This is a genomic window from Streptomyces sp. NPDC043952, from assembly GCF_056435325.1.
This window is the reverse complement of the sequence record NZ_JBWKES010000017.1, coordinates 57861-72555: the sequence shown is the minus strand read 5'-3', so window position 1 is coordinate 72555 and position 14695 is coordinate 57861. Positions and strand designations below refer to the sequence as shown.

At 73.1% G+C, this 14695-nt stretch carries 14 protein-coding genes; 7 read left to right on the top strand and 7 right to left on the bottom strand.

The features are described 5' to 3' along the window. Positions 1-62 precede the first annotated feature (62 nt). Both AC069R_RS20575 and AC069R_RS20570 read left to right on the top strand, forming a co-directional pair. Positions 63-437: an STAS domain-containing protein gene (locus tag AC069R_RS20575; RefSeq protein ID WP_478768264.1), complete on the top strand. Its 375-nt coding sequence runs from the start codon at positions 63-65 to the stop codon at positions 435-437. A 185-nt stretch (positions 438-622) separates the two neighbouring features. Next, a complete protein-coding gene (locus AC069R_RS20570; protein WP_478768263.1) occupies positions 623-1138 on the top strand; it encodes an EF-hand domain-containing protein in 516 nt (171 codons plus the stop codon). Positions 1139-1210: 72 nt separating this feature from the next. Here the strand turns inward: AC069R_RS20570 and purU are convergent, their stop codons facing one another. Both purU and AC069R_RS20560 read right to left on the bottom strand, forming a co-directional pair. Then, the gene (gene purU, locus AC069R_RS20565) at positions 1211-2092 is read right to left on the bottom strand and encodes a formyltetrahydrofolate deformylase (protein WP_478768262.1); all 882 of its coding nucleotides are present in this window, start codon (positions 2090-2092) and stop codon (positions 1211-1213) included. 46 nt (positions 2093-2138) lie between these two features. Beyond that, positions 2139-2639 (bottom strand): SCO4402 family protein, encoded by a 501-nt coding sequence (locus AC069R_RS20560; protein ID WP_478768261.1) that lies wholly within the window; start codon positions 2637-2639, stop codon positions 2139-2141. Between the two features lie 117 nt (positions 2640-2756). Between AC069R_RS20560 and AC069R_RS20555 the strand changes: the two genes are divergently transcribed. Then, positions 2757-4079, top strand: a complete 1323-nt coding sequence (locus AC069R_RS20555; RefSeq protein ID WP_478768260.1) for an ABC transporter substrate-binding protein — start codon at positions 2757-2759, stop codon at positions 4077-4079. A gap of 34 nt (positions 4080-4113) precedes the next feature. On the opposite strand, the gene AC069R_RS20550 is transcribed toward AC069R_RS20555, so the two are convergent. Both AC069R_RS20550 and AC069R_RS20545 read right to left on the bottom strand, forming a co-directional pair. Further along, positions 4114-5676 (bottom strand): hypothetical protein, encoded by a 1563-nt coding sequence (locus AC069R_RS20550; RefSeq protein WP_478768259.1) that lies wholly within the window; start codon positions 5674-5676, stop codon positions 4114-4116. 201 nt (positions 5677-5877) lie between these two features. Next, complete coding sequence (locus AC069R_RS20545) at positions 5878-7263, bottom strand: transcriptional regulator (RefSeq protein ID WP_478768258.1); 1386 nt, start codon at positions 7261-7263, stop codon at positions 5878-5880. A 257-nt stretch (positions 7264-7520) separates the two neighbouring features. Here AC069R_RS20545 and AC069R_RS20540 point away from each other — a divergent pair, with 257 nt between their 5' ends. The 3 genes from AC069R_RS20540 (at position 7521) to AC069R_RS20530 (ending at position 10660) form a co-directional block, all read left to right on the top strand. Then, positions 7521-8186, top strand: a complete 666-nt coding sequence (locus tag AC069R_RS20540) for a bifunctional DNA primase/polymerase (RefSeq protein WP_478768257.1) — start codon at positions 7521-7523, stop codon at positions 8184-8186. Positions 8187-8300: 114 nt separating this feature from the next. Further along, positions 8301-9077, top strand: coding sequence for an ABC transporter ATP-binding protein (locus AC069R_RS20535; RefSeq protein ID WP_478768256.1), 777 nt, complete (start codon positions 8301-8303; stop codon positions 9075-9077). Then, positions 9074-10660, top strand: a complete 1587-nt coding sequence (locus tag AC069R_RS20530; RefSeq protein WP_478768255.1) for a transporter — start codon at positions 9074-9076, stop codon at positions 10658-10660. The genes AC069R_RS20535 and AC069R_RS20530 overlap by 4 nt, the downstream gene beginning before the upstream one ends. A 311-nt stretch (positions 10661-10971) precedes the next feature. Here the strand turns inward: AC069R_RS20530 and AC069R_RS20525 are convergent, their stop codons facing one another. Then, the gene (locus AC069R_RS20525) at positions 10972-11664 is read right to left on the bottom strand and encodes an iron-dependent transcriptional repressor DtxR (RefSeq protein ID WP_478768254.1); all 693 of its coding nucleotides are present in this window, start codon (positions 11662-11664) and stop codon (positions 10972-10974) included. Between the two features lie 218 nt (positions 11665-11882). Here AC069R_RS20525 and AC069R_RS20520 point away from each other — a divergent pair, with 218 nt between their 5' ends. Further along, on the top strand, positions 11883-12638 hold the full coding sequence (locus tag AC069R_RS20520) for an SIS domain-containing protein (protein ID WP_478768253.1): 756 nt from the start codon (positions 11883-11885) through the stop codon (positions 12636-12638). On the opposite strand, the gene AC069R_RS20515 is transcribed toward AC069R_RS20520, so the two are convergent. Together AC069R_RS20515 and AC069R_RS20510 are read right to left on the bottom strand one after the other, a co-directional pair. After that, entirely contained in the window at positions 12626-14047 is a 1422-nt protein-coding gene (locus tag AC069R_RS20515; RefSeq protein ID WP_478768252.1) for a PAS domain-containing protein, read from the bottom strand. The genes AC069R_RS20520 and AC069R_RS20515 overlap by 13 nt on opposite strands. A 112-nt stretch (positions 14048-14159) precedes the next feature. Next, on the bottom strand, positions 14160-14618 hold the full coding sequence (locus tag AC069R_RS20510) for a GNAT family N-acetyltransferase (protein ID WP_478768251.1): 459 nt from the start codon (positions 14616-14618) through the stop codon (positions 14160-14162). Positions 14619-14695: the final 77 nt, after the last annotated feature.

Below are 14695 nucleotides of genomic sequence, written 5' to 3'. Positions count from 1 at the left end.
CGTAGGAACGGCTTCCGGTTCCGGGCGGTTCCGGGAGAACCCGCGAGCGGAGGGGCTGGGCCGTGGCATTCAATGTGACCGGCGTCGAAAGAGGCGACTGGGCCGTGCTCCAGGTGCGCGGCGAACTGGACCTCATGACCTCGCCGGTACTGCGCCAGCATGTGCACGACGTCGTGGCCGAGGGCCACCACAGCCTCGTCGTGGACCTCTCCGACGTCTTCTTCTGCGACTCCAGCGGCGTCGGCGTGCTCATCGCCGCCCGCCGGCTGATCCGCTCCTGCCAGGGGCAGCTGCGGCTGATCCTGCCCGACCGGGGCGCCGACGACGGCTCGCACGTCAACCGGGTGCTCGGCGCGCTCGGCGTGCGCCGCCTCTTCGACTGCCACCCGGACCTCGACACCGCCACCACCGAGGAAGCGGGCCCCCTGTCGGCCTGAGCCCGGCACGCGCCGTAGTTTGCGACAAGACGACGTTGTTGTCGCAAAATTCCCCCGGTCTCGGCACAACCATCTGTTTTCCGTCACTTCGCCGTCACCCAGGCCGTACGCTCCGTGCGAGTAACGCGAGATCCGCGGCAGCCGCGAGATCGCCCCCACGCACAGGTAAGGCGGCCCGAACAGACATGGTCAGCACCGAGTACGAGCGCAGGATCGCCGCCCGGTTCGCCACCTTCGACCAGGACGGCAACGGATTCATCGCCCGCGAGGACTTCAACTCGGTGGCCAAGGCGCTGCTCGCCGAGTTCGCCGTGGCCGCGCGCTCCGACAAGGGGCAGGCGCTGTACGCCGGCGCCGAGGCGTTCTGGCAGGGCATGGCCGGGATCGCGGACCGCGACGGCGATCAGCGCATCACCCGCGAGGAGTTCGTCGGCGGCGCGGTCAAGCGGCTGCGCGACACCCCCGACCGGTTCGCCGAGATCGCCCGCCCCTTCCTGCACGCGGCGCTGGCCGTCGCGGACGCCGACGGCGACGGCCGGGTCACCGTCGGGGACGCCACGCGGGTGCTGCGGGTGTGCCAGGTGCCCCAGGAGACCGCCGGGAGTGTCGCCGCGGCCCTGGACGCCGACGGGGACGGGGAGATCGACGAGCGTGACGTCGTACCCGCGTTCGCTCGCTACTTCACCATCACCGAGCAGTGAAACACCGACCCGCCCGGTAAGCGGTCGGGCGGACGCCCGGTACGACGGTCGGGCGGACGCCCGGTGGGACGGTCAGGCGAAGACCACCGTACGGCGCCCGTTCAGCAGGATCCGGCGCTCCGCGTGCCACTTCACCGCGCGCGCGAGCGCCTGGCACTCCACGTCCCGGCCGATCGCCACCAGCTGGTCCGGGGTCACGCCGTGCCCGACCCGCTCGACCTCCTGCTCGATGATCGGCCCCTCGTCCAGGTCGGCCGTCACATAGTGCGCCGTGGCGCCGATCAGCTTGACGCCGCGGGCGTGCGCCTGGTGGTACGGCTTGGCGCCCTTGAAGCTCGGCAGGAAGGAGTGGTGGATGTTGATGATCCGGCCGCTGAGCTGCTTGCACAGGTCGTCCGAGAGCACCTGCATGTAGCGCGCGAGCACCACCAGCTCGACCCGCTCCTCGCGGACGAGATCGAGCAGCTTGCCCTCGCTCTCCGCCTTGGTGTCCTTGGTGACCGGGATGTGGTGGAACGGAATGTTGTAGGAGCCGACCAGCTCCTCGAACTCCGTGTGGTTGGAGACCACACCGGCGATCTCCACCGGCAGCGCGCCGATCCGGGCCCGGAACAGCAGGTCGTTCAGGCAGTGCCCGAACTTGCTGACCATCAGCAGGACGCGCATCTTCGCGTCGGCCCGGTTGATCTGCCAGTCCATGCGGAAGGAGTCGCCGATCGCGGCGAAGCTGGCGCGCAGCTTGTCCACGGTGACCGGCTCCTCGGCCGTGAAGTGGACGCGCATGAAGAACAGGCCCGTGTCGCGGTCGCCGAACTGCTGGCTGTCCTCGATGTTGCAGCCGGTCATGAAGAGGTAACTGGACACGGCGTGCACGATCCCCTTCTTGTCCGGGCAGGACAGGGTGAGGACGTACTGGTCGGCCGGGGCGGCGGCGGGCGTGGACTGCTCGTTCATGCAACTCAGGGTCCCATACGCGGCCCCGGTGCCGAGCCGCCGTCCGCTACGCGGACCGGGTCAGGATGCGCAGCACTTCCAGGCTCTTGGGCGGCGTGTCCGGCTCCTCGCCGTCGCTGGCCGCCATCCGCACATGCGCGTCCCGCGCCGCGCGCACGGCCTCCGGCCAGCCCGGATGGTCGACGTAGGCGGAGACCGGCGCGTCCGGACCGACCTGGTGCATGATCCGCAGCACCCGCAGCACGGCGGTGTCGACGAGCGCCGCCTCCTGCGAGTCGCGGAAGATGGTGCCGACGTATTTCTCCGCGGACCAGTTGTCCAGCCAGGTGTCCTCCACCAGCCGGTACACGGCGTCGGTGACGTCGCCGTAGCCGTCGACGCCGGCCAGCCAGACGTCCCGCTGGAAGACGGGGTCGGAAAGCATGTGCAGAGCCGACCGCACCTGCGTGCGCCAGCGCCACCACGGCATGTCGTTCAGAGGCATGCCGCCCATGGTGGAGGAGCGACGGCCGCGACGGGAAGAGTTCTCCGAACCTTGCACGGTCACCGATCGTACGTTCATCGGTCCGCGCGCCGCACCGACCCCCGCAATTCACCCATGCGTCACCTTCCGTCGGCCGTGGATCACTCGCGGGTTAGCGGTGTGAGGGAATCGTGCGGGACCATGACCGGCAGGCCCCGCACCACCAGCACGTCCCCCCTTCCCTCCGCCGCCCGCCCCGGCAGGGCGCGTGCCCTGTCCCTGGGCGCGCTGGCCGTGTCCGCCGCGCTCACCGCCGGCTGCGGGGTCCTCCCGTCCGTCACGGGCGCCGCGGACACCGTCAAGGTCATGACCTGGGCGCCGCAGGACACCGACGCCACCAACAAGCCGGGCATGCCCGCGATGGCCCTCGCCTACGCCAAGTGGATCAACTCCCAGGGCGGCATCGACGGCCACAAGCTCCAGGTCCTGACCTGCAACGACCACAACGACAGCGTGGACGCCGCCAACTGCGCCCGGCGCGCGGCCGACGAGGACGTGGTCGCCGTCGTCGGTTCCTACAGCCAGTTCGGCGACTCCTTCCTCGCCCCGCTGGAGAGCGCCGGCATCCCCTACATCGGGGGCTACGGCGTCACCACCGACGAGTTCACCGGGATGATGTCCTACCCGGTCAACGGCGGCCAGCCCGCGCTGCTCGCCGGTCTCGGCAGGGCGCTCGCGGCGAGCTGCGGCCCGGTCTCGCTGGTCCGCCCCGACAGCATCGCGGGCGACGAGCTGCCCGCCATGCTCGACTCCGGCCTGAAGGCGGGCGGGCACTCCGAGGCGCAGGACCAGCTCGTGGCGGAGGACCTCACCGAGTACGGCACCCCGTCCGACAAGGCGCTCCGGTACGCGGCGGGCGACGCGATGAAGAAGGGGTGCGTGGTGCCCGCGCTCGGCGACCGCACGGACACCTTCATGGACTCTTTCCGGCGCGAGCGCGCGGACTATCCGGCGGTGCGGCTCGGCACGGTGCTGGGCAGCGTCGACCAGACGATGATCAACGCGACCGGCGGCTCGTCCGGGCCGTACGAGGGGTCGTACTTCACCGGCTGGTACCCGCCCGCGAACGACGCCCGCTGGACGCGGATGAAGCAGGTGATCGACAAGGAGGCGTTCGGTGACAACCGCATCGACCCCGCGGACGCCGGGGTGCAGACCACCTGGATCGCCTACACCGTGCTGAAGGCCGTCCTGGAGAAGATCGGCGACGGCACGGTGAGCGCCGACTCCGTGCGCAAGACGCTGGACGGCGGCCTCGCGGTCTCCACCGGGGGTCTCACCCCCACCCTGCGCTGGCCCTACGAGGGCAAGCTGGCCTCGGTCGGCTTCCCGCGGATGGTCAACGCCGACGTCACCCTCCAGGTGGTGCGGGACGGCGAGCTGGTCGCGCCCCGCAAGGGCGTCGGCGGGATCGACGGCACCACCGACATGACCGGCACCCTGGAGAACGCGGACGTGGACTAGGGCCCCGCGTCCGCGTCCTCCCAGGTCAGGACGGTCAGAGCTGGGTGGGCTGGCGCTGGGTCAGGCCGTACTTGGCGGCGATGGCGTTCCACAGCGCCGCCGCCTTGGCCTTCTGCTGGCTCGCGGTGCCGCTCTCGCGGTTGCCGGCCTGCGCCTCGTTGGTGGTCTTGGCGTGCCCCTTGTGGCAGGTCTTCCGGCCGCCGGCCTTGATCTGGTCGGCCCAGGCCGCGTAGTGGTTGTCGGCCGCGGCCGAGGCCTGCCACGCCTTGGTCAGGGCGGCCTTCAGGGCGGCGTTGTCCGGCAGCTTGTCCACGCTGAGCTTGCCGAGCCGGGTGACCAGCTGGCTGCGCTGCCCGGCCGCGCTGCGCAGGTTGGTGGCGGCGCCGTCGAGGCTCGCGCACTGCTTGACGTCGGCCACCGACTTGATCACCGTGGCGCGGCTGCTGCCGCTGTCGGCGAGCAGCTTGTCCAGCTCGACCGCCTGGGCGCGCGCCGGGTCGGCGGCGGGCGCGGAGCTCTGCGGGGCCGCGGAGGTGGCGGCCACCGTCTTGTTGTCGTCCGTGCTGCCCGAGGAGCCGCCGCTCTTGCTGAGCAGCGCGCCCGCGCCCACGCCGACCACCACGATGCCGACGCCGACGGCCGCGATCATGGGCGCCTTCGACGGGCGGCGCCGGGGCCGCTCGTCCTGGCCGTCGTCGTGGCGGGTGTACGGCGACGGGGGGCCGTCGTACGAGGGCTGATAGGCGCCCGGCTGCTCGACGCGCGGGAGCTGCGCGGTGGAGCCGGCGGGGGCGTCGGGGCCGGCCGGGCCGCCCCGGAAGAGGTTGTCGAACTCGGCGGGCGGCTGCCGGTCCCCGCCCTGCCCCTGTCCCTGCGCCGGGTTCTGGCCCTGGGCCTGGTACGGCGGGATGTACTGCGTGGCCTCGGCGTCGGGCGAGGCGGGCGGGGGCGGGGCCTGGCGGTTGACCCCCAGATAGCGGGTCTCCTCGCCGGGCGACTCGGGCGGCAGCGCCCCGGCGGTCACCGGCGGTATGTACTGCGTGGCGCCCTCGTCGGCGGGGGCGGCGGAGACCGGCGGCAGATAGTGGGTGGCGTCGTCCGCGGCCGGGGGCAGCGGGGCGGCCTGGCCGGGGGCCGGGTACTGCGGCTGCTGGGGCTGGTGGGCCGGCTGCTGCTGGGGCTGGTGCCCTTGGTGCTGCTGGGGCTGGTGCCCCTGGTGCCCCTGGGGCTGGTGGCCCTGCTGCTGGTACGGGTCCCGCGCGCCGTAGCCCTGCGGCTGGCCGCCGTACGACGCCTGCTGCTGCCCCCCGTACGACGGGGCCGGGGCACCCTCCGGGGGCAGCGGGCCCGCGCCGGCCGGGGGCTGGGCCCCGCCCTGGTCGCCCCACTGCTGGGCGGGCGCCGGGGGCCAGCCCTGGCCCTGCGCTCCCTGCTGCGGCGCCTGCTGTCCGGGCCCCCAGGATCCGCCCCAGGCCTGGCCGCCCGCGGGCGTGGCGTGCATGCCCGGCAGCAGGGGCTCTCCTCCGTCGGAGGGCAGCACGATGCCTTCGTGCGCGGGCTGCGCCGAGAGCTCCTCGCCCTGTCCACTCTGCGTCACCGGGACTCCTACCAATGGGGGACCTTGTGAATCGTCGGGTCACGCTACCGGGTACCCGGAGCCCCTTGCCACGCACCTCGGCCCGCGATCCGCCCGCCCCCGGCGGCAGTAACACAACGGCCCCGCGCAACGCTGTATATGGCACCGACCGCCCCACCGGGTGGTGTTCGCCACATGTTCACGTGTGCGCGGGGCCGCTGTTCACGCGGCCTGCTGAAGATCCAGACGCGCCCCGAATTCCCGTACCACCGCCTCGTCCCGGAAGGGTTCGAGCCGTTGCTGGAGGTCGTCCAGATACTCCGCGCCCCGGTTGGAGCGCAGCGTCTCCAGCAGTTCCACCGCCTTCATGCCGGTGGCGCAGGCCTGTTCGACCTCGCGCTGCTGCACCTGGGCGGTGGCGAGCAGCACATAGCCGATCGCGCGCCGCCGGGCACGGGAGACGGGGTGGCCTGCGAGGGACTGCTCGGCGTAGCGCGCGGACTGCTCGGGCTGGCCGAGATCGCGGTGGCAGTGCGCCAACTCGTCGGCCAGATACGCCTCGTCGAAGTGCCGGATCCACACCGGGTCGTCCCCGGAGTCCTCGTCGCACTGCTCCATCGCGGAGACCGCCCGCGCGGTCGCGGCGCCCGCCGCGCGCGCGTCGCCGAGCAGTGCGTGCCCGCGCGCCTCGGCCGCGTGGAACATCGCCTCCACGCGGGGGGTCGCATGGCCGCGTGCGCCCTCCTGCGCGGCGCGCGCCAACTGGGCGATCTCGCGCGGGTTCCCGAGCTGTGCGGCGAGGTGGCTCATGGACGCGGCCAGGACGTATCCGCCGTAGCCGCGGTCCCCGGCGGCCTGGGCGAGGCGCAGCGACTGGATGTAGTAGCGCTGGGCCAGGCCGGGTTGGCCGGTGTCCACGGCCATGTATCCGGCCAGCTCCGTCAACCTGGCTACGGCGCCGAAGAGTTCGCGTCCGGTCGACTCGCGGTACGAGCCCGCGAGCAGTCCGGAGACGACGCTGTTGAGGTAGTGCACCAGGACCGGGCGCACATGGCCGCTGCCGAACTGGTGGTCCAGGTCGGTGAGCGCCTGGGTCATGGACCGCACGGCCGCCACGTCGGACTGGCCCACGCGCGGGCCCGCCTGCCGGGCCACCTGGGCGTCCGGCGCGGAGATCAGCCAGTCGCGGCTGGGCTCCACCAGCGCGGACGCGGCGACCGAGGAACCGGAGAGGAAGTCCCGGCGCCCCACGTCGCTGCGCCACAGCTCGCAGACCTGCTCGATAGCCCCCAGCACCGTCGGCGAGAACTGGAGACCGACCCCGGAGGCGAGGTTCTTGCCGTTGGCCATGCCGATCTCGTCGATCGTGACCGTGCGCCCCAGCTTGCGGCCGAGGGCCTCCGCGATGATCGCCGGGGCCCGGCCCCGCGGCTGCTGGCCGCGCAGCCAGCGGGCCACGGACGTCTTGTCGTAGCGCAGGTCGAGGCCGTGTTCGGCGCCGCACATGTTGACCCGCCGGGCAAGACCGGCGTTGGAGCACCCCGCTTCCTGGATGAGTGCCTGCAGCCTTTCGTTCGGCTGCCTCGCGACGAGCGGCCGTGCGGCCATGTACCTACCCCCTGCGAACCCCTGGAGCGTGACCTTTCGGGAAGATCACTGCCCAGCTGACATTCCGTCAATGCGTGACATGTGCGGTTTGCCGGGTACCGGCGGATGCCAACCCCCCTCCTGGTTACCCAACTCACTCCCCGCCTCCTCCCGCGCGCCCCCACCGGTGCGCCCATGCGCCCCATGCGGCAGGCGATGCTCCTCCCCCGGCGGGGCAGGGGCCGTAACTCCCGGTGGGTGCGGGAGTTGAGTGGAGCGTGGAAGAGACGATCGCGGCCGCCGAAGACAGTCAGATTGCCGGACAGATTCCGCAGCAGCGCGGGGAATCACCGCAGGAAACCGCCGTGCGTTACGCCGAGGAGCGGCACTGGGACGTGTTCCCGGGGACCTGGCTGGAAGCCGTCCGCGGCATGCCGCGCTGCTCGTGCGGCGAGGCGTCCTGCCCCGCGCCGGGCGCGCACCCCGCGCGCCCCGACTGGGCGACCCAGGCGACGGGGAGCGCGACGGTGGTACGGCGGCTGTGGCAGAAGCAGCCGACGGCGTCGGTGCTGCTGCCGACGGGGCGCACGTTCGACGCGCTGTCCGTCCCGGAGACCGCGGGGTTCCTGGCACTGGCCCGCCTGGAGCGGATGTCGCTCACGCTCGGGCCGGTCGCGCTCTCCCCCGACCGGCGCATGCAGTTCTTCGTGCTGCCGGGGGGTTCGCTGAAGGTGCCGGAGCTGGTGCGGAAGCTGGGGTGGGCGCCGGCGTCGCTGGATCTGGTGGCGCTGGGCGAGGGGGCGTATGTGGCGGCGCCGCCCACCCGGTTCGGGGGGCGCGGGGCGGTGCAGTGGGCGCGGCGGCCGACGCCGGCGAACCGGTGGCTGCCGGATGTGGAGGAGTTGATCTCGGCCCTCGCGTATGCGTGCGGTAGGGATAGGTAGTTCGCCTGTTCGTCTGCCTGGTTCGGATCACGCGCGAGTGCGGGTGAGTCGTGGTACTCGCGCAGTTCCCCGCGCCCCTTCGGGTCGCGCTGATGCCGCCGTAGGCTTCGGAACATGACCAATACCGCAGTGTGTATACGGGGGCTCTGGAAGCGGTTCGGGGAGCAGGTGGCTGTCGGGGGGATCGAACTTGAGCTGCCCGCGGGGAAGTTCATCGGGCTGGTGGGGCCGAACGGGGCGGGGAAGACGACGACGTTGTCCATGGTGACCGGGCTGCTGCGGCCCGACGAGGGCACCGTGGAGGTCGTCGGGCACGACGTGTGGCGGGACCCGGTGGCCGTGAAGGCGCGGATCGGGGTGCTGCCCGAGGGGCTGCGGCTGTTCGAGCGGCTGTCGGGGCGGGAACTCCTCGGCTACACCGGGCGGTTGCGCGGGCTGCCGGGGGACGAGGTGGACAAGCGGGCCACCCAGCTGCTGGACGTGCTCGACCTGGCCGGCTCCCAGCACAAGCTGGTCGTCGACTACTCGACCGGCATGCGCAAGAAGATCGGGCTCGCCGCGGCCCTGCTGCACAACCCCGACGTGCTGTTCCTGGACGAGCCGTTCGAGGGCGTGGACCCGGTGTCCGCGCAGACCATCCGGGGCGTCCTGGAGCGGTACACGGCCTCCGGCGCGACGGTCGTCTTCTCCTCCCATGTCATGGAGCTGGTCGAGTCGCTGTGCGACTGGGTCGCGGTGATGGCGGCCGGCCGCGTCCGGGCCGCGGGGCCCCTCGCCGAGGTGCGCGGCGAACACCCCACGCTCCAGGACGCGTTCCTGGAGCTGGTCGGGGCGAACGGCCGGGACGCCGGCTCCGAGCTGGACTGGCTGGGCGGCGGGGCGGCCCGATGACGAACCTCACCGGCACCGTCGTCCGTCTGAAGCTGTCGCTGCTGCGGGGCGGGCTGCGGCAGTCGCGGGGGCGGCGGGACGCCTTCATCGTCTCCAGCGTCCTCGCGCTGCTGTTCGCGCTCGCGCAGCTGCCCGGCATGGTGCTGCTCGGCCGGCAGCCGCACGGCGAGGTGGCCTCCGTGACCGCCACGGCCCTTCTGGCGCTGGGCTGGGCCTTCCTGCCGCTGTTCTTCCCGACCGGCGACGAGACGCTGGACCCGACCCGCCTGGTGATGCTGCCGCTGCGGCCCCTGCCGCTGATGCGCGCGCTGCTGGTGTCCTCCCTGGTCGGCGTCGGCCCGCTGGTCACCCTGCTGTTGCTGCTCGGCTGTGTGCTGGTGCCGGCGCGGGGCGCGGCGGGCTGGCTCACCGCGGTCGTCGCCCTCGCGCTCGCGCTGCTGGTGTGCGTCGCGCTCGCGCGGGCCGTGGCCGCCGCCAACGTACGGCTGCTCACCAGCCGCAAGGGCCGCGATCTGGCCGTGCTCAGCGGACTGGTGATCGCGCTCGGCACCCAGCTCGTCAACTTCGGCGCGCGGCGCCTCGGTTCGGGCGGGCTCGGGCAGCTGCGGCCGGTCGCGGACGTGCTTTCCTGGGTCCCGCCCGCGTCGGCGGTGGCGGCGGTGCGCTCGGCGAGCGAGGGGTCGTACGGCATCGCGCTCGCCCAACTCGCGCTCACCGCCGCCGCGTTGGTGGCGCTGATCGTCGTCTGGGCGCGGAGCATGACCAGGCTGATGACCACGCCGGACGGGTCCACGCTCCAGGCGGCCGGCTCCGGGCGCGCGGAGCGCCGGCGCTCGGGCGGGCTCGCGCGGCTGCTGCCGGCCGGGCGCACCGGCGCGGTCATGGAGCGCACCCTGCGCTATGTGTGGCGCGATCCGAAGACCAAGGCCGGCTGGGTGACCTCGCTGGCGATCGGGCTGCTCGTCCCGGTGTTCTACGCGCTCCAGCACATCGGGTCGGTGTACTTCGGGTGCTTCGCCGCCGGGCTGCTCGGCCTCCAGATGTACAACCAGTTCGGGCAGGACACCTCCGCGTTCTGGATGGTGGCCCTGACCATCTCCTCGCCGCACGACGCGTACGAGGAGCTGCGCGGCCGGGCCCTCGCGCTGCTGCTGATCACCCTCCCCTACGCCACGCTCGTCACGGTGCTGACCGTCGCCCTGATGGACGCCTGGACCAGGCTGCCGGGGGTCCTCGGGCTGTCCCTGGCGCTGCTCGGGGCGATGCTGGCGGCCGGGGCGTGGGCGTCGGCGCGGTACCCGTACTCCATCCCGCAGGAGGCCATGAAGAACGTCGTCCCCGGTCAGACCGGTCTCGCCGGGGCCAGCCTCTTCGGCGGGATGCTCGCCGCCGCCGTCCTGTGCGCCCCCTTCATCGCCCTCACCGTCTGGCTGACCCATGGCACGGACGGCGGCCCCGCCTGGCTGCTGCTGCCCGTCGGGGCGGTGTACGGCGCCGGGATCGCGCTGCTCGGGCTGCGCCTCGCGGCCCCGCGGGCGGCGGGCCGACTGCCGGAGATCCTGGCGGCGGTCAGCAAGGGGTGAGCTGCGGATGTACGCGTGAGGACGCATTGCCGCGAACGCGCGTTCGAAAATACTGCCTCTGCGGGCAACACCCCTCATTCGAGTGACACCGCGTCAGGAATGATCGCCGTCCCGGAGGGGATCTTTCTGGCAGGAGGCGGACCGCTCGGGGAAAAACGGTCCGAGGGGGACTGACCCTGAGAGCTCGGGGCTCCGGGTCAGCAGCAGGGGAGGACAGGCCCCGGCGCCGCGAGGCGCCGGGGCCCTCTGTCATCCGGGGGCCCGCTGTCATCCGGGGGCCCGTCCTTCCGGGTCCCGGTGCGGTCCGGCGCTCAGCGCTTGGCGACGAACACGTGGGAGGCGATGTCGGCCGCCAGCTCGGCCGCCTCGCCGCCGCTGCCGACCAGCACCCCGCCCGGCGACTCGGTCACGCTCACCACGGAACCGGGCTGCACACCGGCCCGGCGCAGGGTGTACATCAGCTGCGCGTCCATCTGGATGGGCTCGCCGATGCGGCGTACGACGACCGACTTGCCGTCGGTGCCCGCGTCCAGGTCGGCGAGCGAGACCATGCCCTCGTCCAGGAACGGATCGGCGCCGTCCTTCTCGCCCAGCTCCTCCAGGCCGGGGATCGGGTTGCCGTACGGCGACTCGGTCGGGTGCCGCAGCAGCTCCAGGACGCGGCGCTCGACGGCCTCGCTCATCACGTGCTCCCAGCGGCAGGCCTCCGCGTGCACCTGCTCCCACTCCAGGCCGATCACGTCGACCAGCAGGCACTCGGCGAGGCGGTGCTTGCGCATCACGCGGGTGGCGAGCCTGCGGCCCTCGTCGGTCAGCTCCAGATGGCGGTCGCTGGCCACCGAGACCAGTCCGTCGCGCTCCATCCGCGCCACCGTCTGGCTCACCGTCGGCCCGCTCTGGTCCAGCCGCTCCGCGATCCGGGCGCGCATGGGGACGACGCCTTCCTCCTCCAGTTCGAGGATGGTGCGGAGATACATCTCCGTGGTGTCGATCAGTCCGGACATACGTGCCCCTCGATTACCTCTGCCGGCACCCGGCGCGTGCGCCGGCCTCCACTCAATTCTGCCGGATGCCACCGACAACCGGGCGTCAGCGGGGGAACGGGGCGGGTTCCGGGGGCGGGGGCAGGTCCGGGCGCCGCAGCGGGCGGCGGCCGTATTGACACCGCACTGGTCCAGACCGCACCGTGATCCGCGACACAGACGCTGCGAAGGGGCACCGCATGAGCGACGGCACGCCTGCCGACCTGTTCTTCGACGCCGCCATCAACCTCCTGCGACGGCTCAGGCAGGAGGAGGCGGAGGCGATCGAGTCCGCCGGCACCCTGCTCGCCGACACCGTCGAAAGAGGCGGCCGCCTGTTCGCCTTCGGCGCCGGTCACTCCTCGCTCGCCGCCCAGGACGTCGTCTACCGCGCCGGCGGCCTCGCCCTGATGAACCTGCTCGCCGTCCCCGGCGTGGTGGGCGTGGATGTCACCCCCGCCACCCTCGGCTCCGCGCTCGAACGCGTCGACGGGCTGGCGAGCGCCGTCCTCGGCACCTCGCCGCTGCGCTCCGGCGACGCCCTCGTGATCATCTCCCTGTCGGGGCGCAACGCGCTGCCCGTGGAGATGGCCCAGCGCGCCCGCGCCCTCGGCATCACGGTGATCGGCGTGACCTCGGTGGCGTACGCGGCGCAGACCACGTCCCGGCACTCCTCCGGCACCTTCCTGAAGGACCACTGCGACCTGGTCCTCGACTCGAAGATCGCGGTCGGCGACGCGGAGCTCACCCTCGACACCATCCCGGCGCCCTTCGCCCCCGCCTCCACCGTGGTCACCACGGCACTGATGCAGGCCGTCCTGGCCACCACCGCCGCCGCCCTCGCCGACCGCGGCATCGAGCCCCCGCTGCTGCGCTCGGGCAACGTGGACGGCGGCCACGACTGGAACACCCGCGTGATGGACGAGTACGGCGACCGGATCTTCTACCGCCGCTGAGCCTCCCCGGCCGGCACCGCCCCGCCGAGGTCCAGCGCGGCCGCTATCCGCAGCGCCACGTCCTCGGCGTACGACGCGTCGGAGCGCTCGAAGGGGGTGCGGGCGGCGCCGCGCAGGAAGGTCACCACGCCGAGCGTGCGGCCCCGGCTGCGCAGCACCGCGCACAGGGCGTGCACCGCGTCGCCGGGCCACTGCCGGCGCAGCGCCCACTCGCGGGCCAGCTCGGGCGGCACCGACCCGGCCTCCGCGCGCACGCACCCGGTGCGCTCCACGCAGCTCAGCGCCGGATGCCCCGGCTCGTAGCGCACGGGCAGCCCGGCGGCCCCGGTGAGCACGCTCGGGCCCGGCGCCCCGGCGGGTGTGGCGGCGAGCCGTACCAGCCGTACCGCGCCCGCCGGTGCCGCGCCCGGATCGCGCGGGGCGTTCGCGAGCCGGTCGATCAGGGCGTGGTCGGCGAAGCCGGCGAGGGCGTAGTCGAGGTGGACGGTGGCCGCCTCCAGCGGGTCCTCGCACTCGGCGGCGGCGCGCGCCGCGCGGTGCAGCTGCTTGGTGCGGAAGCGCAGCAGCGCGGCCTCCTGCTCGGCCCGCTTTGCCTCGGTGACGTCCGTGAACAGCCAGCCGACCCCGAGCGGCACGGGCTCCTCGGCGAGCGGTGAGGCGAGCGGCAGGAAGGCATTGCGCCAGCAGCGGCGCCGCTCGCCCTCGGCGGCGGTGCGCAGGGTCACCCACACCTCGGCGGGCGCGGGTGGCGCACCCTCGGCGAGCACATGGGTCAGCGCGGCCTCCAGCTCCTCCACGCCCTGCGTGAGCAGCTCGCCGAGCGGACGCCCCAGCGCGGACGTGCGCCCGGTGCCGAGGGCCTTCGCGGCGTGCGCGTTGACGACGGCGGGGCGCAGGTCGGCGTCGACCAGGACGACACCCCACTCGGCGTCCTCGAACAGCGCCTCGCTCAGCGCGATGGACCGCTCCAGGTCGATCTGCGCGTGCACCTCGCTGAAGGCGCAGTACACCCCGGCCGGCTCCCCGTCGGGCCCCCGTACGGCGGCGGACTGGGTGCGTACGAGGACCCGGCCGCCGTCCTTGGTCAGCAGCGCGAACTCGTGCACCTGCCGTCCGTGGGCCCGCATCGCCGAGAGCAGCCGGGCCTGCACCTGGTCGGCGTCGGCGGTGCGCACGGCCCAGCCGGCGAACCCGCGCCGTCCGACCGCCTCCGCGGCGCTCCAGCCGAGGATCCGCTCGGCCTCGCGGTTCCAGTGGGTGATGACGCCGTCCGCGTCGAAGGCGCACAGCGCCGCGTCCATGCCGTCGAGCAGCGCGGCCAGCAGATCCGCGCCGCCGCACTCCCCCGACGCGCCGGGCTCGTCGGGCCCCAGCTCATCGGTGGCCCCACTCCGCCGGGAAGTACTCACCTGGACCCCCTGCACGCTGCGTCGGCGCACGTAAGGCGCCCGTTCCGCTCATTGCCCTCATTCAACTCGAACGTGACGCAGCCCACATCCTGTTCCCCCAAGATGGAGGGAATCAATCCCCGCGTTCCGTGACCAGAAGTCGCAGGTCGACCCATTCGTCCCGCTCTCCGTCCAGCACGTAGCGCTCGACCTCCGCGAAGCCCCGCCGCAGGGCGAACCGCAGCCCGTCCTCGTTCGCCGCCAGGACGCAGGTCTCCACGACGCCCGCTCCCAGCGAGCGGGCCCGGTCCAGCGCGTTCCCGTAGATCACCGTCCCGAACCCCCGGCGCCGGAACTCGGGCAGCACCCGCGCGATCACGGTCGCCACCCGCTCCTTCCCCACCGGCGGCCGCACGGTCGAGCAGCCCACGAGGACGTCCCCGGCGTACGCGTTGTCCAGCAGGTACCGCTGCCTGCGCACCCGCGCCTGCGCCGGTGACATCGCGGCGGGCGGCACCACCGCGTTGTGCACGAGCCGCCACTGCTCCAGCATGGCGTCGCCCTCGACCGGGGCCGTCCGGAGTCCGGGCACACCAGAGAGATCGGAGGGATCGGGGGGATGCGGAAGATCGGTCACAGCCACCAGTCCTACCACCGATGCGGCTCATC